The organism is Alishewanella sp. HH-ZS (assembly GCF_001704375.1).
GTDB classification, from domain to species: Bacteria; Pseudomonadota; Gammaproteobacteria; order Enterobacterales; family Alteromonadaceae; genus Alishewanella; species Alishewanella aestuarii.
In genome coordinates, this window is the sequence record NZ_LZEJ01000031.1 from 1 (window position 1) to 24,238 (window position 24,238).

Genomic DNA, 24,238 nt, shown 5'->3' on the forward strand with positions numbered 1-24,238 from the left:
ATAAAGCCAAAGAGCCCACTCAGTTGAGTGGGCTTTTTGCTTTATCCGCTACGCGGGCGTACTACACTCCCACGCCAGCCACAGCGCTGCGCTGGTGGCATTGCAGTGGGCTATCCCTGCCCACTGCCCTTCGGGCCGTCGCTTCGCAACGTCCAAAACTGCTCCCGGCAGTTTTGTCGCCATGCTACATCGAGTGGGCTTTTTGCTTTATCCGCTACGCGGGTGTACTACACTCGCATGGCAGCCACAGCGCTGCGCTGGTGGCATTGCAGTGGGCTATCCCTGCCCACTGCCCTTCGGGCCTGCCTGCGGCAGTCCAAAAACGCTCCCGGCGTTTTTGTCGCCATGCTACATCGCACTTCGATTACACAGCTTCTGTACGAAGCGCCAAACTAAACCAATGCACCACACTCAGACTCCGGTACGCCCGCCGTACCGGAGTCATCCTGCGATGGTAATAGAAGAGATAAAGCGAGAAGACAAAACAGACTTATCACAGCGAGCGATATCCGTGCCATCAATGACACACCGCACTGTGACTAAACGCCCCCTGCACGAAGAGCCAAGCTAAACGAGTACACGATACTCAGACTCCGGTACGCCCGCCGTACCGGAGTCATCCTGCGATAGTGATAAAGACACGCAAGCGAGACAATAAACCAGACCAATAACAGCGAGCCATAACCATGCTATCAATGGCACACCGTATGACCAAGCGGCTTCTGAACAAGGCGCCAAACTAAACGCTTACACCACACCCAGACTCCGGTACGCCCGCGGTACCGGAGTCATTCTGCGATGGTGATAGACAAGATTAAGCCAAACGCCATCAAGGACTTATCACAGCGAGCGATATCCGCGCCATCAATGACACGCCGCACTGTGACTAAACGCCCCCTGCACGAAGCGTCAAACTAAACGAGTACACCACACCCAGACTCCGGTACGCCCGCCGTACCGGAGTCATCCTGCGATAGTGATAAAAAAGACTAACCAAGGAATACAAGAAGTTACTAACAGAGAGCCAGCTGTCGCCGACTTTGCATAAACGACAAAGATCCGCAGCTGTAACTATTTGCGGATCAAATTGCCATTAAGATCAAAGCTCCATTCGGCAGGGCCAAGCTCTGCGAGCAATGCCGATACCTCAGCTAATGGCCTGGCGGCGATAAATTGCTTTTGGGTATCAAGAAAGATCAGCCATTCACTGGCTTGTTTGGCGATATCCTGCTTATTAAATTGGCTATGCATACCCATGTAGACTGGCATTACACTACGCCAGCCCTGTTCCAGCCGGAAGATGTAACGACTCTGATAGTCGGGATGCAAAAAATTAGCCTGTTCGATCGCATTTAGTTGGCTGCGATCAAATACTTTAGCAACAGCAACACTGCTGGACCGTTGTAAGTAACCGCGCAGTAGTTGTAGCTGTTTAGTATCATCTGCTTCGCTTCGGTTGTCCGTGAGACTGCTTGCCAGTGGTTCGGCAATCTCCAATGCAAACAGCTGTAACTCGTACTGATCCAGATTCTCCCGATAGCGGTTAAATTCATCACAGCTGCCAGCTTGCAGAGGGTCACGCGGTTGTAGGCGTTGCCAGTCACCGGCTTGCCGGCTGGCGAACAGGAAATTCTGATATGGCAGCTGCAGTTTGGCCTCGATCGCCGAGCGTAACAGCTGCAAGTCCGGTAAACCGGCCTGACGGTAGTCACGTTGTGATTGGCATGCTTCATATTGCACGCTTAGTACACTATGAGCTTGCTGCGCCGCCAAGGCGGCCTGGAGCAGGCTGCGCTCGGACTGGCTAAGGTGTTCCAGGCTTGGTTGGCTGGTGGCAAGTAATAACGATAACAGACTAAGCATAAGGGCTCCGCAAATTTTCCTGACTGTACCAGCTTTCGGCAGCCAGCCCCACTATTTCTGCTCTGTTTAATGATGTTTGGCGACGCTTTGCTGCATCAGTTTAATAATGGCGGCTTTACCGGCGAGTTGAAACCGCCTGGCAAGCAGTGACCAGGGCTGTTTTTGCCAGCAACGGGCGATAAAGACGGCAGTTGCCAGCGGATCTAACTGTAACCGGTGCTGGTTAAACCAATAGACCAGCAAGGTTGCCACCAGTTCATAAGGTCGTTGCCCGTTGGCAAACAAGCTAAGTTGCTGTCGCTCAAAAGGGCTAAGGATACGCAGTGGCGGTTTAACCAGCTGCAGCATTAATGCAGGTTGCAGATCCGACGGGTATTCGGTAAGTTCCAGATACAGTTGCTGCGAGAAATGTTCAGCCAGACGGCTGACCGTAGCAGTGTCACCCTGTAAGGCTTTACATACCAGTACCGAAGGTTCGGCGCTGGCTTTATCCAGTTGTTGACCGAGGCGGATTGGCAAAAAAGCATTGCGCTGCCAAAAACCTAATAAGCTCGGCGTGGCGCCAAAGCTACTACCAAGATAATGATAACCACGGCGGCTAAGTTCATCACTGACCAATTGCAGTAGCTGGCTACCCAGCCCTAGCTGTTGTAAGCCGGGCACTATGGCGATGCGCATAATGCGCGCCAGTTTTAGGCACGCCAATCCGGGCTCGGCAAGATGAAAGGCCAGACTTTGCGCCAGCAGATGCCCCTGTACCCGCCGCTTGCCCTGATAGATCTGCTCTGCCAGTTCGGCGCTAAACTCGCCTTCGCTGCTAAGCAACATACAGCCAAGTAATTGGCCGTTTTGCTCCAGGGTATACACTGCGAGAGCAGCATTTTCTATTAACGCCAGTAAATCTTTAACCTGGGTTTGATAGTGGGCAAAGCTGAGCAAGGCAAAGACCTGCTGCAGCTTTTCCGGCTTAGCCAGCCAGTCGTGATGTTGATAATGCTTTAACAGCACAGCTTGAGTACTGTCGTATGCTGGCTCGGGCAAGTCCAGTTTTAGCAGAAAGCTGTGCCGGATTAACTGTTCCAGCGGATCCTGTGCTTGATAGCGGATTGGCTCGGTTAAGCGTAGCTGCCGCCAGTCAGGACATTGTTGCGCTAAATAAGGCTGAAACCTTAACTGAAAACCCCGGCCTGTGCCTTCGTAACCATGCTCGGTGCTGGCAAACACCAACCGGCTATAGTGATTAACCAGCTGTTGTAATTGCGGGGCCGGCAGGGCTGCAGCTTCATCCACCAGCACCAGATCAGCGACTGGCAGCTCAGCTAATAACTGGTCAATAGCGATAAATTGCAGGACATTTTGCTGCGCTTGCTGGACCTGGCTGGCGAAGTGCGTAAGGGCAACACTGGCCTGAAGCTGGGAGGGCGCCGTGATCAGGATGCGTTGTTTTCCCTGCTTAGCCAGCTCTGCTGCGGCCAGCCCCAGCGCAGCCGACTTGCCACAGCCGCGATCGGCGCTTAATACCAGCGGGCGACGGCGATGGCCTGTTACTACCTTTACAATAGCCGCCACGGCTGTCTGCTGCCCGGCAGTTTTAAAAGGCGGCTGACACTCAGCCGCCACGGCTAGCGGGGGAAAAGTGGGTTGTTGCAGGATCTGAATATCGCCATCCGCTGTAAGTTGGGCATGCAACAGATTGGTTTGTTGCAAAGTATTGCGCCAAAAAGCAGTAAAGCCTTGCGCGCCGGCCGGCGGCGTCAGTGGGTAGGATAATAACGGCTGATGGTGCGGATTGGGCTGCGCCAGCCAGCTGTCGGTTGGCGGTGTCAGCAGCAGCCACAAGCCACCGGCTTTTAGGGCGCCACTGGCAGCGGCGATCTGATCGCCGTTAAAGCCGCTACAGGCGTTAATCACCAGCCAGTCACATTCGGTGCCCAGCAACTGATGCGCTTTCGCCTGCTTAAGCGCTGTGCACTGCTCCGGAGCCTCACTCCCCAGCCACCAACAACGCTCTGGCGCAAACTGCGCCAGCAGTTGTTTGGCAAGGTGCAATAAGGCGGCAGGCTCACCTTGCAGCCATACTGGCAGCCGTACCCGCTGTACAGCGGCCTGCTGTAACAACCGGCCGAGCTGGTGTAGTCGCATTTAGATTGCTTCCAGCCGGGCGTATGCGGTCATCAGCCATTTACTGCCCAACTGATCAAAGTTGACCTGAATGCGCGATTGCGGGCCGCTGCCTTCGTAATTAAGGACAGTGCCTTCGCCAAACTTTTCATGCAGTACCCGTTGCCCGAGCTTAAAGCCGGTGTTTTCAAAGGCGCTGTGGCTGGCGGCACCGCTAAAGCGGTTATTAACCAGCGGCCGGCTAACCTGCGTGGTTAAACGGATTTCTTCGACACACTCGGCCGGTAGCTCGCGCAAAAAGCGCGACGGTTTCGGATATTGCTCCTGGCCGTATAAGCGGCGGCTTTGCGCATGGCATAAATACAACTTTTGCATAGCGCGGGTCATGCCGACATAACAAAGACGTCGCTCCTCCTCTAGCCTTACCGGGTCATCGCCACTCTGCTGGCTGGGAAACAGCCCTTCCTCGAGGCCACACACAAATACCAACGGGAATTCCAAGCCTTTTGCGGTGTGCAATGTCATCAGCTGCACCGCATCGGAATGCTCTTCCGCCTGATATTCACCCGCTTCCAGCGCCGCCTGAGATAAAAACGCCGACAGCGGGCTCATTTCTTCCAAAAGTGGGCTGTCGAAGTTCTGGCAGGCGGTGATTAGCTCGTTTAAGTTTTCAATCCGGGTTTGGGCTTTCTCGCCTTTTTCCGCCTGATACATGGCATAGAGCCCGGATTGTTTGATCACATGTTCGGCTTGCTCGTGCAGTGGTAGCTCGGTCAGCTCAGCATCCAACTGGCCAATTAACTGCATAAATTGCGCGATAGCATTCGCCGCACGGCCACTAAGCTGCTTTTGCTGCAACAGTTGCTCTAATGCCTGCCACAGCGTCTGGCCCTGCGCGCGTGCTTGCTGCCGTACTTTATCCAGGGTGGTATCACCGATACCGCGGGCCGGCGTATTGATAATCCGCTCCAGCGCCGCGTCATCCTGACGGTTGTTAATCAGCCGCAGATAAGACAGCGCATCTTTAATTTCCTGCCGCTCATAGAAGCGCAGGCCGCCATAGATGCGATAATGTAAACCATCCTGAATTAACGCCTCTTCCAACACCCGCGACTGGGCGTTATTGCGATACAGAATGGCGGTATCGGTCAGAGGATTACCCTTGTTATGCCAGTCGCGGATGCGGCTGACGATAAAGCGGGCTTCATCCAGTTCGTTAAAGGCGGTATACAGCGAAATACTTTCGCCTTCGCTACCGTCGGTCCACAGATCTTTGCCAAGCCGGCTCTGGTTATTGCTGATCACCGCATTGGCAGCTTTCAGAATTGTGGCAGTGGAGCGATAGTTTTGCTCCAGGCGGATGGTATCCGCCCCGTCAAAATCTTTTAAAAACTGCTGGATATTTTCAACGCGGGCGCCGCGCCAACCGTAGATCGACTGATCATCGTCACCGACAATCATTACCTTAGCGCTGCTGCCGGCCAGCAATCGCAGCCACTGATACTGAATAGCGTTGGTATCCTGAAACTCATCGACCAGAATATGGCGGAAACGCTGCTGATAGTGGCCGCGCACCTCGGCATTCTGCTTTAACAGCTCAAAGCTGCGCAGCAAGATTTCGGCAAAATCGACCAGACCGGCGCGATCACACATTTCCTGATACGCGGCATAGATCTTAATCATTTGCGCCAGGCTGTAATCACCACCGGCGTCCAGCATACCCGGGCGTTGGCCTTCATCTTTACGGGCATTGATAAACCACTGCAGCTGTTTGGCTGGCCAGTGCTTTTCATCCAGATTCAGCGCTTTTAATACCCGCTTCACCAGCCGTAACTGATCGTCTGAATCGATGATCTGAAAGCCTTGCGGTAAACCGGCTTCCTGATAATGGGCGCGCAGCATACGATGTGACAGGCCATGAAAGGTACCCATCCACAGATTATTCAGGCTGACGCCAATGGTGCTTTCAATCCGGGCGCGCATTTCCTGCGCCGCTTTATTGGTAAAGGTGACGGCCAGCAAACTGTAGGGCGCAACCCGCTCTACCTGCATTAACCAGGCTAAGCGATGCACCAGCACTCGGGTTTTACCACTACCGGCTCCGGCCAGTACCAGCATATGTTGCGGGGGTGCCGCTACCGCATCGCGTTGTTTATCATTTAGCCCGTCCAGCAGGTAAGAAACATCCATTAGTTGGCCTCGTTTACTTAGTATCGGGGCATTATAACAGCCAGCAGCGGGGCGCCAAGTCAGAGGGGGTGATTTAGTGGATAAATAACCAGTTACTATCTTCCTGAGATGTTTTAGAAAGCCTTTATCCAAATAGGGTAATAGGTGTACAGATCGTGCGCCTTGAGAGGGTGGTATTTATATGATAGGTTCAAGTTGTTAATTTTTGGGCAAATAAAGAATACAAACACCTTGTTGTGTTGGCCAACTAAAATGGTACGCATGGAAATTTAAGGGAGTAAATTAATGCAAGGTTTAAATGGATGGCAGAGAATCTATATTGTCATCGTTGTTAGTTGGCTAAGTTATCTGGCTTATATCGCATATTCCCAGTTTACTGTTGCCGAAAGCAGCATTGCTGAACTACAAGCAACAGTAGAGCGTTATCAAAAGGCGCAGCAAGATACGATAGTCTCTGATGATGGAGGGGTATTTGAACAAATTCTTGTTGGTTCACCTTTAAGCCCGGAACAATGGTTGGCTCACTACCAAGCGCAACTTACTCAAGTTACCGAGGCTAAGCGACAAAACCTGATTTTTATTTTGGTATTAGCGACACTACCACCGCTATTAATCTATCTGATACTCAGTTGGATTGTGGCCGGCTTTCGTCAACATAAACCGCGTGCTAGCTAGCATCCAGAAGGGCGGCAAGCTGTGCCAGCGCTGTCAAGCGTAGATGCGGCAGGATAGTTACCGGCCACGGCAGGCATTAAAGTTAACCAATCTCCTTTTTGAGTGCGGTAATCGCAACGCGAAATTTCAATCTTTTTCTTAAATTGTCTTGACTTTAGCCTTTATGAACGTTACTGTTTGTTTGTATTGTTAATAGTTTGTTGTCAACTAGATAAAAAATACGGATTTAGTCATGGAGGAAATGAATGAAAGGTCCTATCAAATATCTAATTTTAGTTACTTTATATTTTTCATTTGCCATCAGTTTTTTTTCAAACGCTGCAAGTGATCCCTGTTTCGTACTCAGCAAACAAAACACTCCTGAGTGTAACCATTATCAATATGACAAGCTAAATGCCTATTTTCTGGATGCAGTAAATACGGAGCAGCAAGTTGTGATATCTCGGGTTAAATCTCGCGCAACTGGGCAGCTCATGTTTGCTCATTATGATTTTGTGCTCAAATGTCTAGTGAATTGTGCAGTATCTGATAATGATGTGCTGCAAGAGTCGTTATGGGCTTTTAGGAATGCCCTGCTGGAAAATCGTTTGTATGAAAAAGTAATCTTACCTTGTGACCCAACTCTGGAGGTTTGTTGTGATAGTCGCGGTTGTAACGAAATCTACTCTGATGATAAAAGCAGCACGATGAGCCTATCTGTTCAGCAAGATGTTGAGCAGGTTACACAAGGAAGGAGAGGCAACATACGTAGAGAGGTAGAAAGCGCGTTGCAAAGTACTGATGCAGCGGTTAATTTATATCAAAATTTGTCCAGAGATAGTCACAACGCGGCAGACTTCCAATATCGGCATGCCAGTCAATTACGTCAGCCCTCGATTTTTTCATTGTTAAAAGTGACGGACGGCTCCTATAAAGTTATCAAGTTGGTTGCTGAGAACACATATGAAGCCGCGGACGGCATTCTTCGCCATGATCCTGACCAGAATTTGTTCTCAGCAGGAATCGAACATAATTGGGGTAATGCAAGTAATTATGACCTGCGTGACTTTCTTGAGCGAGCATTTAACCTTCGAGAAAGATATAGCTGTACACAGTCAACGGAATGCAAAGACACGTCAGTAGAGACGAGATGCAGTGTTAAAATGACGTGTAGGTAGCTGACATAGTAGTTGAGTATAAGTCATTTAATATAGAGGACTTTACGATAAGTCCTCTTACAGCAAAGAATCTAACATATGCAAGTGAGTGATCCGAAGATGCGGTAATATTGAAACCTGTTGTTGGAAATAATCCAACCAGGCGGCCTGGCAACCGGCATTTAGCGCGCCCATCACATCGGCACGGTGGCTGTCGCCGATATGCAGAATATGCTGTGGCGCGGCCTGTAACCGGCTGGCGGCGGTAAGAAATAAATCGGCGTACGGTTTCATCCGGCCATCCGGGCCGGCTTGCAGACTAAACTCAAATAAATCGCCCAAGCCCATTTTCTGAATACAGGCATTGCCATTGGTGATCGCAACCAGTTGATAACGGCTGGCTAGCGCCGTTAGCAGCGCTTTGACTTCTGGCTTGATCTTGATATTGGTACGTTCCTGCCAGAATGCGCTATAAGCCAGTTCGGCAATCTCACCCGCCTCACACTGGCTTAAGCCTAAACTGACTAAACCGGCTTCAATACCCAGTAGACGCCAACGGCCTAAATCATGGCGGATCTCCGGTGTGGCCTTGGCCAGTAAACGGCGCTGCTGCCACCAAAAATCACTGTCGTAACCGCGGGTGAGCGGGGCATGCTGTGCCAGACTGTGCAGCATGGCGGCTTCGGCGGCGGCAATCACCGGTTTGTTATCGTACAGGGTATCGTCTAAATCGAAAGACAACACCGAAATAGGTTGTAAAGCTTTAAATAATTGCATTATTTCTTCCTGGCCCTTGGATGGGCGCTATCATAAACCTTGGCCAGATGCTGAAAATCCAGGTGGGTATACACCTGGGTGGTGCTGAGATTGGCATGGCCCAATAGCTCTTGTACGCCGCGCAGGTCGCCACTGGATTGCAATAAGTGGCTGGCAAAAGAGTGACGCAGCATATGCGGATGTAACTGTTGCCCCAAGCCTTGTTGTTTAGCCCAGTGTAAAACCCGTTCTCTGACCTGGCGCGGTGAAATACGCTGCCGCTCGATACTTAAGAACAGTGCCTGTTGATCGGTGACTGGCGTATCTGCACCTAACAGCGCCGGGCGCTGCACCAGCCATTCGCGCAGCGCCGAGCGCGCCATCCGGCCAACTGGTAACTGGCGTTGCTTATTGCCCTTACCGGTAACCCGCACTAAGGCTTCGCTCAGTTGTAAATCCGGCAAATTCAGTGCAACCAGCTCGGTCAGCCGCAAGCCGGAAGAATAAAACAGCTCCAGCATCGCTTTATCGCGACAAGCCAGAATATCGTCGTGGCTGGCAAAGCTCAGCAACTGGCTGATTTGTTCAATTTCCAGCTGTTTGGGCAGGGTTTTGTCCGGTTTTGGCAGCTTGAGATAATCGGCCGGGTTCTGGCTTAACCACTGCTGGCTGATACCGTAGCGGTAAAAACTGCGCAGTGCTGAGGCCGCCAGACTCAGTGAGCGGGCACTGAGGCCGCTTTTGCGGAAGCGTAAAAATTGTCGCTGCAATTGTTGTTCACTGAGCACAAACCAGCTGGCTGCTTCAGCATGCAGCGCAAGGCCCAGTTTTGTCAGTTGCTGCTGATAGCTGCTCAGCGTTTGCGGGCTATAGCCACGTTCGTGCTTCAGGTAGTTGAGAAACTGCTGCACCGGTTCAGCCCAGTGCAGCGGTAGCTCAGGCGTTGACATAAGCAGGCAGCACCAGTGCCAGTAAGGTCACCAGGTGGCGCAGGAATAAGACATCCATCTCGGGCTGGAAATGATCATCCAGCTCGCTGCCAAAGGCCAGGATCGCCAGTGGCGTGTCTTGTTGGTCAATCCGCAGCAAGGCCACTGAATGCACCTTGGCCGGGAAGATATCATGCTGTTCTTCTTTATTCAGCCGGCCCAGATATACCGGCTGTTGTTGCAGACGACGGCTTAGCAGCAGCTGATAGGGGCTCAGATCAGCACCTGGCTGCTCCAGCCCGAGCAAACGGCAATATTTCACCTGCGGCATAGCATCGGCAAAGGCCTGTAATGCCTGTTGCACATCAGTGAGGTTCTTGGCCTGATGCACCGCGATATGCAAGGCATTTAACGCCAGAAAAATATGTTCATTCTGGCGGGCTACCGACATTAAACGGGTAATATCTTCCTGTAACAGGTGGATTTTTTCGCGTTGCAGCTCCAGCTGGCGCTCGACCAGCGATACGGTGCCGCGTTGCTGATGCGGCAGGCGCAACAATGGCAGCAGCTCCGGATAATGTTGGAAGAAGTCCGGGTGTTGTTGCAGATAATCAGCCACTGCCGAAGCAGCAACCAGTTCCTGGCTTTTTATCAGGGTGTCGGTCATAACGTCAGTTGTCCATCAAAAACATGTTCAGCCGGGCCGGTCATTTTTACCGGTTGGCCAGGTCCATTCCAGCGGATCTGCAGGCTACCGCCCGGTAAATCCACCCGTACTTGTTGCGCGAGTTTCTTTTGTAACTGGCCAACCACCACTGCCGCGCAGGCACCGGTGCCACAGGCCAGCGTTTCGCCGGCTCCGCGCTCCCATACCCGCAGTTTAATATGCTGCGGATTGAGCACCTGCATAAAGCCGATATTGGCTTTTTCCGGAAACCGCTCGTGCAATTCCAGCTCCGGTCCCAGAGTGCGTACAGGCGCCGTATCGAGATCTGGCACGTCCAGCACCGCATGCGGATTACCCATCGACACCACACCGCAGAATACGGTTTGCTGTTCGCTCAGTAAAATATAGGTTGCTTCCTGCTTTTGTGCTTTAAAAGGCACCCGTGCTGGTTCCAGTTGTGGCACGCCCATATTGACGGTCACCTGACCATCCTGCTCGACATAAAGCGTGATCTTGCCAGACTTGGTGCTGACATTGATCTTGGTTTTATTGGTCAGGCCACGGTAGCGCACAAATTTCGCAAAGCAACGGGCACCATTGCCGCATTGCTCAACCTCGGAGCCGTCGGCATTAAAAATGCGGTAGTGAAAGTCCAGATCCGGATCATAAGGCGGTTCGACCATTAACAGCTGATCAAAACCAATGCCGAAATTGCGATCGGCCAGCTGCTTGATCTGCTCCTTGGTCAGGAAAATGTTCTGGCTGACGGCATCTACCATCATAAAATCATTGCCCAGACCGTGCATCTTGCTGAAGTTAAGTAACATAGCGCCCTTAAGATTAACTGCTGATCACCTGCTCACCACGCCACAGATCCTGCCATTGTTCACGCTGGCGGATCAGATGACAGTGCTGGCCGTCTACCATCACTTCAGCGGCGCGCGGCCGGCTGTTGTAGTTAGAACTCATGGTAAAACCATAGGCGCCAGCAGAGCGAACTGCCAGTAAATCACCTTCGGCAATCGCCAATTCCCGATCTTTACCGAGGAAGTCGCCGGTTTCGCACACCGGGCCCACCACATCATAGTTTTGTCGTGGCAAGCTGTTATTCAGTACCACCGGCACGATATTCATCCAGGCGCTGTACAAAGCCGGCCGGATTAAATCATTCATCGCTGCATCAACAATGGCAAAGTGCTTTTCCTGACCAGGCTTTAAAAACTCGACTTTAGTCAGCAGGATACCGGCATTGGCCATAATGGCCCGGCCCGGCTCCATAATCAGCTCCAGCTGTGGATAGGCTTTTAAACGTTCCACCACCTTGCTGATATAGTCGGCCGGCGACGGTGGCACCTCCTGATCATAGGTCACGCCCAGGCCGCCACCGATATCGATATGCTTCAGCTCAATACCATCCGCTTTCAGGGCTTCAATCAGGGCCAGCAGTTTTTCCAGCGCATCAAGGAAGGGTTGGGTTTCGGTCAGTTGTGAACCGATGTGGCAGTCGACACCGACCAGTTCGATATGGCTCAATTCACGTGCCGCGCGGTAAATATCCGCTGCCAGCAGGATATCAATGCCAAATTTATTGGCTTTTAGCCCGGTAGAGATATAAGGATGCGTTTTGGCATCGATATCCGGGTTAACCCGCAGTGACACCGGTGCTTTTTTGCCCAGCGCTTTGGCAACGTCCTGTAAGCGGTGCAGCTCGCTGACCGATTCGACGTTAAAACACTTAATTCCCAATTGCAGCGCAAAATGCATTTCTTCGGCAGTTTTACCGACACCAGAGAACACCACCTTCGCCGGATCGCCACCGGCGGCAATCACCCGGCGCAGTTCACCGCCGGATACCAAATCAAAGCCACTGCCCAGGCGGGCCAGCAGGTTCAATACCGCCAGGTTGCTGTTGGCTTTCACCGCATAACAGACCAGACTGTGCGGATGCGCCGCCGCGGCATCGGCAAAGGCACGGTAATGGCGCTCTATGGTGGCGCGGGAATAAACATAGGTCGGTGTACCATATTGGCTGGCGATATCGGCCAGGGCCACCTGTTCGGCAAATAAGCTATTGCCCTGATAACTAAAGTAATCCAATCTGCTTACCCCTGTGATTCAGTGTCTTCGGTAATCTTTTGCGGTGGCGGCGCTGCCACTTCCGGCTCGGCCTGTGGTAAGGTAAGCGGACCTTTCTGACCACAAGCACTAAGCAATACTGTGGCCAGCAACGCGCCGGTTAACAGGCGCAGTAAGCGCGAAATTTGCTGAGCGTGCATGGTTTTTATTTCATTAATTAATCGACGCTCTATAATCGCATCCTTAGCAGTAAAAGCAAACAGGTGAAGCAGATGAATGACCTAGAATATGAGGAATTAACGGATCAGTTACTACTGGCCGTCGAAGAGAGCATAGAGCGGCAGGAGCTTGATCTGGATTACGAGTCGAACGGTGGCTTGTTAGCGATCACCTTTGCCGACCGCAGTAAAATCATTATCAACAAGCAGCCACCACTGCAGCAGGTTTGGGTTGCGACCAAGTTTAACGGCCACCATTTTGAACTGCGTAATGGCCAGTGGATTGATAACCGCAGCGGTAGCGAATTCTGGCAACTGATTAATGATGCGGCCAGTAAGCAAGCCGGTTATCCGATTGCGTTGGGTACAGCATAATGGCGTTACTTCCTTTTGTTGATGTGAAACCACAGGGCGAAACGAAAGCCGTAGTCGTCTGGTTGCATGGCCTGGGGGATTCCGGCCATGGTTTTGCGCCCATAGTGCCGGAGCTACGGTTACCGGCAGCGGCCGGTATCCGCTTTATTTTCCCACATGCGCCGGAAATGCCGGTTACCGTCAATGGCGGCATGCGGATGCGCGCCTGGTACGATATTAAAACCATGGACTTAACCAATCGCGCCGACGAAGAAGGGGTGCGGCAATCGGCTGCAGCCGTGACCGCCTTACTGGACAAGCTGATTGCCGATGGCATCCCGAGTGAGCGCATTGTACTGGCTGGTTTTAGCCAGGGTGGCGTCATTACGCTACATTTATTACCGCGCTTACCCTATAAGCTGGCCGGTTTTATTGCCTTATCCACCTATATGGCCTGCCCGGACAAGCTGAGTGCTGAAATGTTGAGCCATAACAAAGCGACTCCGGTATTTATCGGGCATGGTACTCAGGACCCGGTGGTACCGCTGGCCGCGGGTCAGCAAGCGTATCAAACCTTTAAAGCGGCTGGCTTTAAAGTCAGTTGGCAGGATTACCGGATGCCGCACAGTGTTTGCGCGCAGGAAATTGATGAAATCAGCCGCTTTTTACAAAGCCGGCTGCTGCAACATGCTGAGGAGCTCTGATGCAGAGGATCCGTATTGCAACCCGGAAAAGCGCGCTGGCGCTGTGGCAGGCTGAGTTTGTAAAAGCCGAATTATTAAAGCACCACCCGGAGTTAACAGTAGAGCTGGTGCCGATGTCGACCCAGGGCGATAAGATTCTCGATACGCCACTGGCCAAAATTGGCGGTAAAGGCTTGTTTGTGAAAGAGCTGGAAACCGCGATGCTTGAAGACCGTGCCGATATCGCGGTGCACAGTATGAAAGACGTACCGGTGGAGTTCCCGGATGGGTTGATGCTCAGCACCATTTGCGAGCGTGAAGATCCGCGCGATGCCTTTGTCTCCAATCAATTCCGCTCTATTGCCGAGTTACCGCCAGGTGCGGTCGTCGGTACTTCCAGTCTGCGCCGGCAATGTCAGTTAAAAGCGCAACGCCCCGATTTACAGGTACGGGACTTGCGCGGCAATGTGAATACCCGTCTGGCCAAGCTGGATAACGGTGAGTTCGCGGCCATTATTCTGGCGGCGGCCGGCTTGCTGCGGCTGGGTTTTGCTGAGCGCATCGCGGGCTATCTGCCGGTAGATCAGAGTTTACCGGCTAATGGTCAGGGTGCCGTGGGTATTGAATGCCGCACCAGCGACCAGCGGGTGCAAGCGTTATTGGCGCCGCTGGAGCATGGTATCACCCGCAATTGTGTGCTGGCCGAGCGGGCAATGAACCGCCGCCTGCAGGGCGGCTGTCAGGTGCCGATTGGTGCCTTCGCTACCCAGCACGGTGAGCAAATCACGCTGCGCGGTCTGGTGGGTTCCCTTGATGGCAGCGAAATTATCCGCGATCAAGTGCAGGGGCCGGCCAGCAGCGCTGAAGCGCTGGGGCAGCAACTGGCTGAGCGGCTGCTCGTTGCGGGCGCCGGTAAGATTTTAACTGCTGTGTATCAGGGCAGCTAACCACCATGTTTTTAATCACCCGGCCGGCCGGCAAAGCGGATCATCTGCTGGAAGCCCTGGATGATAGCGGCGTGCCCTATCTGTACCAGCCGGTGATTACTACCCAGATGGTACAGTTAAAAGCCAAAGATCTGCGCTTACTAAAACAAGCAGACTTGCTGGTGTTTGTCAGTTTAAGTGCGGTACATGCACTGGAGCAGCAACTCGATCCAAGCGAACTGACCGCGCCTTTACTGGCGGTAGGTGAAACCACAGCCGCTGCCTTAACCCGTTGGACCGGCCGCAGTGTGCTGGTGCCACAAGATCAGCGCAGCGAAGGCTTGCTCGGTTTGCCCGAATTACAGGATGTCGCCGGCTTGCAGGTCGTGGTAGTGCGCGGTAATGCCGGGCGGGAGCTGATAAAACAAAGTTTAAGTCAGCGCGGCGCCCTGGTGCGTTATGTACAAAGCTATAGCCGGATCCCGCTGCCGTTAGATGGTGCGACGCTGTGCCAGCAATGGCAGCAGCAAGGTATCCGCTGTGTGGTAGCAACCAGTAACGAAATTTTACAACGCATTTTTGATTTAGTGCCGGCGACTCAGCAGAGCTGGCTTTGTCAGCTGGGTTGGATCCTGGTTAGCCCAAGGGCACGCGATAGTGCTCTGTCGCTTGGGATTGCCGCAGAGCGCATTCAGCTGGCGCAAAGTGCCAATGACGACGCCTTATTAGAGGCGATACAGCAGTTTAAGAAGGACTTGTTATGAGTGAGCAGAAGCCAAGCAGTACTGACAGTGATGCACCTCTGGCGGAGTTAAAAGCCCAGCTGGCCGAGACTGAAAATGAGCCCGCTGGCTCAACCGGCAGTGGCGTGGCAGCGCTGGCTTTGCTACTGGTGTTACTGACCGGTGGGGGCATGGCAGCGGCAGGCTGGTGGCTATGGCCACAATGGCAGGGCCTGCAGCAACAACTTAGCCAAAGCCAGCGTAGCGTGCAACAACTGGAACAACAACTGGCGCAAACGCTGGCCCAAGTTGCGGAACAGCAAAGCCAGCAACTCGGTACTGTCGAACAACAATGGCAAAGCTGGCAGCAGCGACAGCAGACCAGTCAGGCCGAGCTGAATAATCAGTTACAGCATCAGCTTGCGCTACTACGTCAGCAGCTGCAGGAAAAAGACGGTGCCCCACCACAGCACTGGCTACTGGCCGAAGTGGCCTACCTGTTAAAGCGTGCCAGTTATAATCTGGTATTGCAGCAGGATCTGCCCAGTGCCCGCATGCTGTTGCAACAGGCCGATGCCCAGCTGGCACGGCTGGATAACCCCGCGCTGTTAAACGTCCGGCAAAGTATTCGCGATGACCTGGCTGCGCTTAAGCAGCTCAGTTTGCCCGATTATAGTCAGGTCCATCTGCAACTGGCCCAGTTACGGCAGCAGAGCCTGCGCTTACCGCTAAAACAACAGGAGCACGCGTTGGTCACCGAGCCGGTGGTTGACGCTGAGCTGGCAAACTGGCGGCAGAATCTGGCGGCGTATTGGCAACAAAGCTGGAGCAAGTTATTTCAGGTGCGCCCGGTCGTGGCCGAGGATTTTATAAACCTGACGGCCGAGCAGCAGTTACAGCTGCGGCTGACCTTGCAGCAACAGCTATTGCTGGCAGAGCAGGCATTGTTACAACGCGAAGCTGAGGTATTCAGCCGGGCAGTGCAACAGGCCGCCGATCTGTTACAACGCTATTTTGCGGCCGATGCCGCGTCGGTGCAGCAAGCCGCGACAGCATTGGTACAGCTAAGCCAGCTGGCACTGACTAAGGTCGAGCTACCGGTATTGCAAAGTCCGGCGCAGTTGGAACGGCAGTTAGCCTTGCTCTCTGAGGAGGCGTTATGAGCAAGCTGTTACTGTTAACCTTGCTGCTGGTGCTGGCGATGTTGCTGGGGCCGCTGCTGATTAACAACCCTGGCTATATCAAACTGATTGTCGCTGGCTATAGCGTTGAAATGACGCTACTCGGATTGGTGATTGCGCTTGGCTTGCTGTTACTGGCTGGCGCCTTGTTGTTTGCGGTATTGCGCCACCTGGCGCGCTGGCAAAAATGGTCATTTAGTTTTTTCCGGCTACGCCGGCAACGTAAAGCCCGCGCGGCCTTTGCACTCGGCTTACAGGCCTATGCCCGTCAGCAATGGCAACAAGCCAGCGAGCAGCTGCAATTAGCATTGCAGGACCCCAGTTTTAGCACCGAAAAACGGATGTTGGCCAGCTACGCCAGTTTTTATGCTGGTAAAACAGAACAAGCCGGTACCTTAGCACATACGTTGGAGAGCAGTGAGTCGAATAGCGCCTTTGTGCAGGCCGATTTACTGTTACAGCAAGGGCAGGCCGGTGAGGCGTGCCGGATACTGGCACAGCATTTGTCGCAGGCGAAGCAGGATCCGGCCCTGGGGCAGCTGTACCTGCAGGCGCTGCAACAAGCCGGGCAATGGCAGCGCTTGTTAGAAACGGTACCGCAGGCGATCAGTGAGCGCTGGTTTAGTAAAGATAGCTGGCAGCAACGCCGTTTTGCGATTTACCCGGCGGCGATCAGCCAGCTTAGTTTACAAGGGTTTTCCGAGCAGGCGGACTACTGGCAGAATTTACCGGCGAAAGAGCGTAAATCTGCGGCGGCTATTTTGGGACAGGCCTGGGCGCTGGCGCAGCAAGGTCTGAACGAACAAGCGGAGCAGAAGCTGGTGCAGGCACTGACACTGCAGGATTTGCCCGCAGCCTGGCCTTATCTGCGGCAAATTCCGCTTGGTCGCTCGGTGCTGAAGTTACGCAAGGCGGTACAACACTGGCTACGGGATCACCCAACGAATGGCTATCTGTATGCGGTTCTGGCCTATCTGGCGGAGCAGGAAGGCGATAAAGAGCAGGCCACGCTGGCCTGGCAAAAGGTGCGGCAATATCAACCCGAGTTATGGCAGCACGCCTGACCAGCTTAGCGGCGGTTATCGCGCCTGACAGCCGTTTGTTGGTGCTCGGCAGTATGCCGGGTGCCGCCTCGCTGGCGGCTCAGCAATACTACGCTCATCCACGCAATGCATTTTGGCCTATTATGGGGCAGTTGTTTGGTTTTGCCGCCGATTTACCTTATCCCGAGCGTCTGATGCAATTAAGAGCGCGAGGTATTGGTCTGTGGGATGTACTGCAGAGCTGTGAGCGTCAGGGCAGCCTCGACAGTGCGATCCGGGCGGAGCTGCCCAATGATTTCGCCAGCCTGCTACAACAGCAACCCGGCATCCGGGCACTGGCCTTTAACGGCGCTAAGGCAGTGCAGAGTTTCCGCAAACTGGTATTACCCAGCCTGCAAACACATCAGCCACTCCCAATACTGCTGAACCTGCCATCGACCAGTCCGGCACATGCATCTGTCTCCCGCACCGAAAAACTGGCAGCCTGGGCTGAAGTACTGACGCATCTGGATTAACTATTCACTTAAATGCTGGCTTAAGCGCTCGCGTAACTCACCTTCAATCGGCACTGCTTTGCCGGTTTTCTGATCCAGACAAACAAAGGTAACCTGGGCATCAGCGGCAACGGCCTCAGTGCCCGCGATCCGCACTTCCTGCGACACGACTGCACTTTTACTGCCAATTTTGCTAAAGCGGGTAAAGACTTCCAGCGTCTGGCCCATGGTTGCCGCGACCCGGTAGTTAATATTGATATTTACAATGACCCAGGCCAGGCCGTGCTTGGCAAACCATTCGATATCGCCGCTATCTTCCAGATAGCCCCAGCGCGCTTCTTCTAGAAACTCCAGATAGCGGGCGTTATTGACATGCTGATAGATATCTAAATGATAGCCGCGAACTTTTATCAGGGTTTTATGTTGCATAGTCGTTGTCCTTTAGTGCAATTACTCTGATTCTGCCACAGCTGACTTTATGCTGCCAGAATTAAAGATTGACTCGAAAAATCAGCTTGTTATTATCAGAAGTGCGCAAAAATTAACAGGGAAGCTAATATGCTAAAGAAATTAACCTTTTTGCTGCTGTTTAGCAGCGGATCACTGAGTGCAGACTGGAATCAGGCACTTTTCGCTTACGAGCAACAGGATTACCACAGCGCCAAACAGCATTTCACTGAGTTAGTTAAAGTGGGTAATCCCCATGCGATGTTTAGTCTGGCTGCAATGTACTTCAACGGCGAAGGCACTGAGGCCAATCCATCACAGGCCGCTGCGTTATTTGCATTGGCAGCGGCTTATGGCAATGCTGATGCTGCCGCTTTGTCAGAGCAGCTGCGGGCTAACTTTGAGCCAGATGCCGAGCTTGCCTATCAGCAGCAATTACAGCAATGGCAGCAACAGCTGGTCATTCCGGCCGGGCCCACCGAACATCGTAGCCCCTCTGCGGCACAAGGACTGCAACCTCTGAAACGGATTGAACCACGCTATCCGGTAGAGGCCGCAAAACGCGGGCAGGCGGGCTATGTGAGATTGCATTATCGTATTGATGAGCAAGGTAAGGTGAATGATATCAGGGTACTGGATGCCTACCCGGAACAGTTATTTGTTAAAGCAGCGGTTAAGGCGTTAGAGGACTGGCGTCATGCTGCAGGTCAGCCAATGCTGACAACGACTGAGCTGAGTTTTACGCTGGAAATCTCCGGAGTAGACCGGCTGAATATCGCAAACCTGAAACAGCTGCTGTTTCAAAACAGGTTGTGGGATCTGGCACAAGCAGGATCGCCAGAGCATCAGTTAATGCTCAGTCGCGTGATGCGATTTATTGCGTCACAGGGTGCGCAGCACTTTATTATCGATACTGAATTGCCAATTACTGCGCCAGACCTTGGGTTGCTTGAATCGAAATTACAGCTCGCCGCAGCCTTTGATACTTTGCCACAACAAACCCTGGTTGAGGTGGATGCTGCTGGAGTGATTATTAAAGCCGAAAGTAATGACGAGTTGCTGGGCAAGCAGTTAACCGGGGTGCGCAAAGCGGGCCATTTTTTGTTGCAGCCTCTTATAGTCAATAAAAAGACAGAAATACTGGTACAGCCCGCCCATACGGTGTCCCGTGCCTGGTCTGCGGAGTACTGGGTCGAGCAAGCGGCCAGGCATGGCCAGCGTGAGGCGCAGCGTCTTCTGGCCACAACAGATCCGAACTGGCAAACCTATCTTCTGAGCCAGCAGGACCCAGTGGTAATGGCCTGGCAGGCGACCGGATTGTTGCCCAAGCCGAATCATTGAGTATATTCGATACAGTCGGTACGCAATGCGCGCCGGGAGATTAATCCCAGAGGGTAGAACTCCCCTCTGGGATTGTCGCGGCTAACCCTAGTAGGGATTAGTCGGGGTATAGAAACTACTGAAGTTACCGTTAATGCCAAGACGGGTCGGGGTGACAGAGCTGCTATTGTTCAGCAGATTGTAACTGTCACCCGGTTGCAGCCGGTAGCGCAGCAAATCATGCAGGATCACCGGCTGACCACATTGCCGCTGCTGATACTGAGTTTGGCTATCAGCGCGCAGCACATAAACTTCATGCTGGCCGTCGACCGTTGTCTGGCCATTCGCCTGCACAAACAGCGAGGTGCGCTCTGACACTCCGATCACCCGGCCATTGCTACCTAAATGCGCCTGAAATACTGCTGAGCGTCCCATCCGGTCGCGCTGGGCAAAATGGGTATCATTTAACGTATTGGCTAGCATTGGGATTTGTAGGAAGTTGTTACTGAATTTAATGGTGTTATGGCAGAAGTCGGTGACCACTTCCGCACTGACCGCGCCTTGCACGCCGTCCGGATTGTAGACCGTCTGACTTAAGACATGGTTGCCGGCAGAGGTACCACCAACCACACCACCTTTGTTATAGACATATTGAATCGCTGCGTCGACCTTAGTACCTTGCCAGTTACTGATATAACTGCTTTGGTCACCACCGGCAATCCAGACAAATTCCGCGGTACGGATCACCCAGTCAACATAGTCGCTGTTTGCTTTAGTGCGGCTATCGACAATTAGCGTCTCGACAGAGGCAGCGTTGGTTAAGCCTTGCAGATAAGTATTATAGGCACCGGTGCCAGTGGTACGTAACACAACGATATTGCCGCCCTGAATATGGGGCGCAACACGCAGACTAAACGCGTCATCCACATCGGTACCGCCACCCATCAGTAGTGCTGCCGGTTCGGTCAGGTTAACGCAGGTGTCTGTCAGGCTGCCTACCCGGTATACCGTTAAGCTACCTGGTTTGCTGGGTCGCGGCCCGTAGTTACAGGCTGGCGCCGGCGAGCCACCGCCACCCCCGTTAAATTGTACCTGTAACTGATAGTTACCTGTCCCGGCATAGCGGGTTACCTTGATATAGTGGCGACCGGCGGCGGCGGCCTTATAGGTGCCGGTCTCCGGATTGCTGGCGCTTTGTCCGGATAAAATATAGCTGCCACTATCCCGGTATAAGAACCAATCAAAATCTGCATTACTGCCATGGCTAAGACTCACGGTAATGTCACCGCTACTGCTGGTATCAAAGAAATACCAATCAACGTCATTGCGGCTACTGATACTGGCTTGTACCGTGACACCGGAGCATAAGGGGCCATTAGCCGCACTTTCGGTATTATTATTTTCAGCTTCCTGTGTCAGGCAGGCGTGCGCATGGCTACTGAATAACAGTACCAATGCACCTAGATGCATATATCTCTTCATTGTTGCTTCCTGTTTCTTGTTGTTATGAAAAAGCCCAGAGTGGGCGATAACCACACAGCAGAATGCCGGAAAGGCGTCTACCGTGTCGGTATAGGGTTAAACCGAGAGAGTTTTAGCGGTGATTTATTCGTCGAACCACTCGGATAAGTGGTAGTCAGTGGAGCAGGCATGTAGCCCCTGCCAGCGGAACGCCAGACAAGTCGCATCAGTATGATGAAGGGGCTTTGGCTGCATATCAAGATCGGTTAATAGATGTTATTTCAACTATTGACCTGAAATTGCAGCTTGTCAAGTTTCTAAAAGGCCTGCTTAAGCTGCCAATCTAGTGGGCGCCGCCAAATCGCTTAACTCTCAGGCGCCGTTTTTGGTCAGAATTCAGATATAGGCAAAGGCGTCGGCAAACATTTGCTCTCGGTGAGCGCCTTGCTCTGTGAAAGCTTCCCGCGCCACACCTGCCATCGCAAAGGGGCCGGCGATGTAAATATCGTAGGCCTCCAGCGAGACAAAATCCTGCAGTATCGCCTCGTGCACCAGACCGCTGCGGCCCTGCCAGGCAGCATTGGGTTCCTGCACGACCGGAATAAAGGAGTATTTGGCGTTGCTGGCGGCCCACTGCTGCAGCTCGGTTTGATAGTACAGCGCTTCTTCCTGCCGCACACCCCAGTATAAGAATACCGGTTTATCCTGCTTAGCGGCTGCTAAAGCCATTGCAATGCTATGCACATAAGAGAAACCGGTACCACCGGCCAGCAGGATCACTGGCCGTTCACTGTGCTCACGCCAGCCGGCATGGCCCAGACCGACCTCAACCTGAACCGCCGCCCCCTGATTAAAGGCCTGTTGCAAATGCAGCAGGGCGGCACTTGACCAATTATCGCCCGCTGGCGCGCCGATATGTAACTCCAGGTAGTCTTGTCCCGGGATACTGGCAATAGAAAACGGGCGTTTATCATCGGCAGTCAGGCAGAGCTGCAAATATTGGCCGGCAACGAAGCCCGTCGTCTGCGCCGGTTTTAGCAGCACTTTGCTGATAACCGGTGTTAGGGCTTCGATGGCAATAACCTGACAGGAAATAGCGTTCATAGGGCTCTCAAGGTTCAGGCGGCAGCTAGCCGCGGATAAAAGGGTGGTGCAGCTCTAAATCAGAGTCTGCAGTCGCCAGACAGCAATACACAAATTGCTGCTGGCGATCGGTTTCGGTTAATGGGTTAGGGTCGGCGTAACTGACACTACCACTGCGCAGTTTACACACGCAACTGGTACAGACACCCTGGCGGCAGCGGTGCGGGAAATCGATACCCTGCCGCAAGGCAGCGGCGAGGATACTCTCACCTTGTGCGACCTCAAAGGTTAGTTTTGCCGGTAGGATCCGTACCTGATAGCTCATGTTTTTTGCTCTGGTAAAGTGATACCCAATGACGGCCATAAGGCATCAATGCGCTGTTTAATCGCCGGATCCATGACGATAGGCTCGCCCCACTCACGGTTAGTTTCGCCTGGCCATTTATTGGTGGCATCCATCCCCATTTTTGAACCTAAACCGGATACCGGTGACGCAAAGTCGAGATAATCAATAGGGGTATTTTCCACCAGCGTGGTATCCCGCGCCGGATCCATCCGGGTGGTCATCGCCCAGATTACATCCTTCCAGTCGCGGGCATTGATATCATCATCACAAACAATCACAAACTTGGTATACATAAACTGGCGTAGAAAGGACCAAACACCCATCATTACCCGTTTCGCATGTCCCGGATATTGCTTTTTCATCGTCACCACCGCCAGCCGGTACGAGCAGCCTTCAGGTGGCAGGTAGAAATCGGTAATTTCCGGAAATTGCTTTTGTAAAATCGGCACAAAGACTTCGTTTAGCGCCACACCCAGCACGGCAGGTTCGTCTGGTGGCCGGCCAGTATAGGTACTGTGGTAGATCGGATCTTCACGGTGGGTAATATGGGTCACGGTAAACACCGGGAAGTTATCAACCTCATTGTAGTAGCCGGTATGATCGCCATAAGGCCCCTCAGGCGCCAGTTCACCCGGCTCGATATAGCCCTCCAGCACAAATTCGGCACTGGCAGGTACCTGCAGATCGTTACTGACGCATTTCACCACTTCGGTATTATCGCCACGCAGTAAGCCGGCAAAGCCATACTCCGATAAGGTATCCGGTACCGGTGTCACGGCACCTAAAATGGTTGCCGGATCAGCGCCTAAAGCCACCGCTACCGGAAAACGCTGCCCCGGATGCGCTTTTTGCCATTCAAAAAAGTCCAGTGCACCGCCGCGATGCGATAGCCAGCGCATAATCACTTTGTTTTTACCCAGTACCTGCTGCCGGTATATGCCAAGGTTCTGCCGCTCTTTATGCGGGCCTTTAGTGACCGTTAAACCCCAGGTGATCAGCGGTGCAGCATCACCGGGCCAACAGGTCATTACCGGCAACTTTGTAAGATCCACCTGGTCACCGCTCAGAACCACTTGCTGACAAGCGGCTTTTTTTACTTGCTTGGGTGACATATTCAGCACTTGCTTAAAGATTGGCAGCTTACTAAAGGCGTCTTTTAAACCTTTTGGTGGCTCAGGTTCTTTGAGAAATGCCAGGAGTTTTCCAACTTCGCGCAGCGCCGATACCTCTTCCTGGCCCATACCCAGCGCTACCCGCTTTGGGGTACCGAAAAGATTAACCAGTACCGGGGTGTTAAAGCCTTTCGGCTTTTCAAACAGCAGCGCAGGACCCTCTCCACGCAGGGTGCGATCGGCAATTTCGGTCATCTCTAATACCGGATCCACCGGTTGACTGATCCGCACCAGTTCACCGCGCTGCTCCAGTTGTGCAATAAAGTCGCGTAAATCTTTATATTTCATCTTTGCCCTTAATGTTGTCAGCCGCAGCCTGACAAAAGCTGACCGTATTATACATTGCCAGTCATTTCCTGCCAGTTTTGGCCTGCT

At 52.9% G+C, this 24,238-nt stretch carries 24 protein-coding genes; 10 read left to right on the plus strand and 14 right to left on the minus strand.

Annotated features, from left to right (window positions below):
• Positions 1–1,071: 1,071 nt before the first annotated feature.
• The 3 genes from A9165_RS12305 to uvrD all read right to left on the minus strand — a co-directional run bounded on the left by A9165_RS12305 (position 1,072) and on the right by uvrD (position 6,174).
• On the minus strand, positions 1,072–1,863 hold the full coding sequence (locus A9165_RS12305) for a hypothetical protein (RefSeq protein ID WP_065956107.1): 792 nt from the start codon (positions 1,861–1,863) through the stop codon (positions 1,072–1,074).
• A gap of 66 nt (positions 1,864–1,929) precedes the next feature.
• A complete protein-coding gene (locus tag A9165_RS12310; protein WP_065956108.1) occupies positions 1,930–4,005 on the minus strand; it encodes a GNAT family N-acetyltransferase in 2,076 nt (691 codons plus the stop codon).
• Complete coding sequence (gene uvrD, locus A9165_RS12315; RefSeq protein WP_065956109.1) at positions 4,006–6,174, minus strand: DNA helicase II; 2,169 nt, start codon at positions 6,172–6,174, stop codon at positions 4,006–4,008.
• A 285-nt stretch (positions 6,175–6,459) separates the two neighbouring features.
• Here uvrD and A9165_RS12320 point away from each other — a divergent pair, with 285 nt between their 5' ends.
• Positions 6,460–6,849, plus strand: a complete 390-nt coding sequence (locus A9165_RS12320) for a hypothetical protein (RefSeq protein ID WP_065956110.1) — start codon at positions 6,460–6,462, stop codon at positions 6,847–6,849.
• 245 nt (positions 6,850–7,094) lie between these two features.
• Positions 7,095–8,006 (plus strand): hypothetical protein, encoded by a 912-nt coding sequence (locus A9165_RS12325; protein WP_065956111.1) that lies wholly within the window; start codon positions 7,095–7,097, stop codon positions 8,004–8,006.
• Between the two features lie 57 nt (positions 8,007–8,063).
• Here the strand turns inward: A9165_RS12325 and A9165_RS12330 are convergent, their stop codons facing one another.
• From A9165_RS12330 to A9165_RS16635, 6 genes are read right to left on the minus strand one after another with little or no spacing between them, the layout of a single operon-like run.
• Positions 8,064–8,762, minus strand: a complete 699-nt coding sequence (locus A9165_RS12330) for an HAD-IA family hydrolase (protein ID WP_065956112.1) — start codon at positions 8,760–8,762, stop codon at positions 8,064–8,066.
• Positions 8,762–9,691 (minus strand): tyrosine recombinase XerC, encoded by a 930-nt coding sequence (gene xerC, locus A9165_RS12335; RefSeq protein ID WP_065956113.1) that lies wholly within the window; start codon positions 9,689–9,691, stop codon positions 8,762–8,764. The genes A9165_RS12330 and xerC overlap by 1 nt, the downstream gene beginning before the upstream one ends.
• On the minus strand, positions 9,678–10,337 hold the full coding sequence (locus tag A9165_RS12340; protein WP_065956114.1) for a DUF484 family protein: 660 nt from the start codon (positions 10,335–10,337) through the stop codon (positions 9,678–9,680). Before A9165_RS12340 ends, xerC begins: the two co-directional genes overlap by 14 nt.
• Positions 10,334–11,164 (minus strand): diaminopimelate epimerase, encoded by an 831-nt coding sequence (gene dapF, locus A9165_RS12345; RefSeq protein ID WP_008609793.1) that lies wholly within the window; start codon positions 11,162–11,164, stop codon positions 10,334–10,336. Before dapF ends, A9165_RS12340 begins: the two co-directional genes overlap by 4 nt.
• A gap of 13 nt (positions 11,165–11,177) precedes the next feature.
• Positions 11,178–12,434 (minus strand): diaminopimelate decarboxylase, encoded by a 1,257-nt coding sequence (gene lysA / locus A9165_RS12350; RefSeq protein ID WP_008609792.1) that lies wholly within the window; start codon positions 12,432–12,434, stop codon positions 11,178–11,180.
• A gap of 5 nt (positions 12,435–12,439) precedes the next feature.
• Entirely contained in the window at positions 12,440–12,613 is a 174-nt protein-coding gene (locus A9165_RS16635; RefSeq protein WP_083216282.1) for a lipoprotein, read from the minus strand.
• A 72-nt stretch (positions 12,614–12,685) separates the two neighbouring features.
• Between A9165_RS16635 and cyaY the strand changes: the two genes are divergently transcribed.
• The 7 genes from cyaY to A9165_RS12385 are packed head-to-tail and all read left to right on the plus strand — an operon-like array spanning position 12,686 to position 18,055.
• On the plus strand, positions 12,686–13,006 hold the full coding sequence (gene cyaY / locus A9165_RS12355) for an iron donor protein CyaY (RefSeq protein WP_008950643.1): 321 nt from the start codon (positions 12,686–12,688) through the stop codon (positions 13,004–13,006).
• Complete coding sequence (locus tag A9165_RS12360; protein WP_008950644.1) at positions 13,006–13,689, plus strand: alpha/beta hydrolase; 684 nt, start codon at positions 13,006–13,008, stop codon at positions 13,687–13,689. The genes cyaY and A9165_RS12360 overlap by 1 nt, the downstream gene beginning before the upstream one ends.
• Positions 13,689–14,615 carry a hydroxymethylbilane synthase gene (gene hemC / locus A9165_RS12365; RefSeq protein WP_065956115.1) on the plus strand — a complete coding sequence of 309 codons (927 nt, stop codon included), beginning with the start codon at positions 13,689–13,691 and terminating at the stop codon, positions 14,613–14,615. The genes A9165_RS12360 and hemC overlap by 1 nt, the downstream gene beginning before the upstream one ends.
• A 5-nt stretch (positions 14,616–14,620) precedes the next feature.
• Positions 14,621–15,358, plus strand: a complete 738-nt coding sequence (locus tag A9165_RS12370) for a uroporphyrinogen-III synthase (protein WP_065956116.1) — start codon at positions 14,621–14,623, stop codon at positions 15,356–15,358.
• A complete protein-coding gene (locus A9165_RS12375) occupies positions 15,355–16,479 on the plus strand; it encodes a uroporphyrinogen-III C-methyltransferase (RefSeq protein ID WP_065956117.1) in 1,125 nt (374 codons plus the stop codon). Before A9165_RS12370 ends, A9165_RS12375 begins: the two co-directional genes overlap by 4 nt.
• Positions 16,476–17,561 carry a heme biosynthesis protein HemY gene (locus A9165_RS12380; protein WP_065956118.1) on the plus strand — a complete coding sequence of 362 codons (1,086 nt, stop codon included), beginning with the start codon at positions 16,476–16,478 and terminating at the stop codon, positions 17,559–17,561. Before A9165_RS12375 ends, A9165_RS12380 begins: the two co-directional genes overlap by 4 nt.
• Entirely contained in the window at positions 17,546–18,055 is a 510-nt protein-coding gene (locus A9165_RS12385) for a DNA-deoxyinosine glycosylase (protein WP_065956119.1), read from the plus strand. The genes A9165_RS12380 and A9165_RS12385 overlap by 16 nt, the downstream gene beginning before the upstream one ends.
• Here the strand turns inward: A9165_RS12385 and A9165_RS12390 are convergent, their stop codons facing one another.
• Positions 18,056–18,463 (minus strand): thioesterase family protein, encoded by a 408-nt coding sequence (locus A9165_RS12390; RefSeq protein WP_008609781.1) that lies wholly within the window; start codon positions 18,461–18,463, stop codon positions 18,056–18,058.
• A gap of 129 nt (positions 18,464–18,592) precedes the next feature.
• On the opposite strand from A9165_RS12390, the gene A9165_RS12395 reads away from it, so the two are divergent.
• Positions 18,593–19,822: an energy transducer TonB gene (locus A9165_RS12395; protein WP_065956120.1), complete on the plus strand. Its 1,230-nt coding sequence runs from the start codon at positions 18,593–18,595 to the stop codon at positions 19,820–19,822.
• 87 nt (positions 19,823–19,909) lie between these two features.
• On the opposite strand, the gene A9165_RS12400 is transcribed toward A9165_RS12395, so the two are convergent.
• From A9165_RS12400 to ubiD, 4 genes are all read right to left on the minus strand, one after another.
• On the minus strand, positions 19,910–21,283 hold the full coding sequence (locus A9165_RS12400; protein WP_065956121.1) for a pre-peptidase C-terminal domain-containing protein: 1,374 nt from the start codon (positions 21,281–21,283) through the stop codon (positions 19,910–19,912).
• A 375-nt stretch (positions 21,284–21,658) separates the two neighbouring features.
• Positions 21,659–22,366: an NAD(P)H-flavin reductase gene (gene fre, locus A9165_RS12405; RefSeq protein ID WP_008609777.1), complete on the minus strand. Its 708-nt coding sequence runs from the start codon at positions 22,364–22,366 to the stop codon at positions 21,659–21,661.
• A 25-nt stretch (positions 22,367–22,391) separates the two neighbouring features.
• The gene (locus A9165_RS12410) at positions 22,392–22,670 is read right to left on the minus strand and encodes a 2Fe-2S iron-sulfur cluster-binding protein (protein ID WP_008609776.1); all 279 of its coding nucleotides are present in this window, start codon (positions 22,668–22,670) and stop codon (positions 22,392–22,394) included.
• Positions 22,667–24,151 carry a 4-hydroxy-3-polyprenylbenzoate decarboxylase gene (ubiD, locus tag A9165_RS12415; protein WP_008609775.1) on the minus strand — a complete coding sequence of 495 codons (1,485 nt, stop codon included), beginning with the start codon at positions 24,149–24,151 and terminating at the stop codon, positions 22,667–22,669. The genes A9165_RS12410 and ubiD overlap by 4 nt, the downstream gene beginning before the upstream one ends.
• Positions 24,152–24,238: the final 87 nt, after the last annotated feature.

Bases quoted from the DNA above. Each gene is read 5' to 3' on its own strand.
- A9165_RS12305 (WP_065956107.1), bottom strand. From the start codon at position 1,863: ATGCTTAGTCTGTTATCGTTATTACTTGCCACCAGCCAACCAAGCCTG.
- A9165_RS12310 (WP_065956108.1), bottom strand. From the start codon at position 4,005: ATGCGACTACACCAGCTCGGCCGGTTGTTACAGCAGGCCGCTGTACAG.
- uvrD (WP_065956109.1), bottom strand. From the start codon at position 6,174: ATGGATGTTTCTTACCTGCTGGACGGGCTAAATGATAAACAACGCGAT.
- A9165_RS12320 (WP_065956110.1), top strand. From the start codon at position 6,460: ATGCAAGGTTTAAATGGATGGCAGAGAATCTATATTGTCATCGTTGTT.
- A9165_RS12325 (WP_065956111.1), top strand. From the start codon at position 7,095: ATGAAAGGTCCTATCAAATATCTAATTTTAGTTACTTTATATTTTTCA.
- A9165_RS12330 (WP_065956112.1), bottom strand. From the start codon at position 8,762: ATGCAATTATTTAAAGCTTTACAACCTATTTCGGTGTTGTCTTTCGAT.
- xerC (WP_065956113.1), bottom strand. From the start codon at position 9,691: ATGTCAACGCCTGAGCTACCGCTGCACTGGGCTGAACCGGTGCAGCAG.
- A9165_RS12340 (WP_065956114.1), bottom strand. From the start codon at position 10,337: ATGACCGACACCCTGATAAAAAGCCAGGAACTGGTTGCTGCTTCGGCA.
- dapF (WP_008609793.1), bottom strand. From the start codon at position 11,164: ATGTTACTTAACTTCAGCAAGATGCACGGTCTGGGCAATGATTTTATG.
- A9165_RS16635 (WP_083216282.1), bottom strand. From the start codon at position 12,613: ATGCACGCTCAGCAAATTTCGCGCTTACTGCGCCTGTTAACCGGCGCG.
- cyaY (WP_008950643.1), top strand. From the start codon at position 12,686: ATGAATGACCTAGAATATGAGGAATTAACGGATCAGTTACTACTGGCC.
- A9165_RS12360 (WP_008950644.1), top strand. From the start codon at position 13,006: ATGGCGTTACTTCCTTTTGTTGATGTGAAACCACAGGGCGAAACGAAA.
- hemC (WP_065956115.1), top strand. From the start codon at position 13,689: ATGCAGAGGATCCGTATTGCAACCCGGAAAAGCGCGCTGGCGCTGTGG.
- A9165_RS12370 (WP_065956116.1), top strand. From the start codon at position 14,621: ATGTTTTTAATCACCCGGCCGGCCGGCAAAGCGGATCATCTGCTGGAA.
- A9165_RS12375 (WP_065956117.1), top strand. From the start codon at position 15,355: ATGAGTGAGCAGAAGCCAAGCAGTACTGACAGTGATGCACCTCTGGCG.
- A9165_RS12380 (WP_065956118.1), top strand. From the start codon at position 16,476: ATGAGCAAGCTGTTACTGTTAACCTTGCTGCTGGTGCTGGCGATGTTG.
- A9165_RS12385 (WP_065956119.1), top strand. From the start codon at position 17,546: ATGGCAGCACGCCTGACCAGCTTAGCGGCGGTTATCGCGCCTGACAGC.
- A9165_RS12390 (WP_008609781.1), bottom strand. From the start codon at position 18,463: ATGCAACATAAAACCCTGATAAAAGTTCGCGGCTATCATTTAGATATC.
- A9165_RS12395 (WP_065956120.1), top strand. From the start codon at position 18,593: ATGCTAAAGAAATTAACCTTTTTGCTGCTGTTTAGCAGCGGATCACTG.
- A9165_RS12400 (WP_065956121.1), bottom strand. From the start codon at position 21,283: ATGAAGAGATATATGCATCTAGGTGCATTGGTACTGTTATTCAGTAGC.
- fre (WP_008609777.1), bottom strand. From the start codon at position 22,366: ATGAACGCTATTTCCTGTCAGGTTATTGCCATCGAAGCCCTAACACCG.
- A9165_RS12410 (WP_008609776.1), bottom strand. From the start codon at position 22,670: ATGAGCTATCAGGTACGGATCCTACCGGCAAAACTAACCTTTGAGGTC.
- ubiD (WP_008609775.1), bottom strand. From the start codon at position 24,151: ATGAAATATAAAGATTTACGCGACTTTATTGCACAACTGGAGCAGCGC.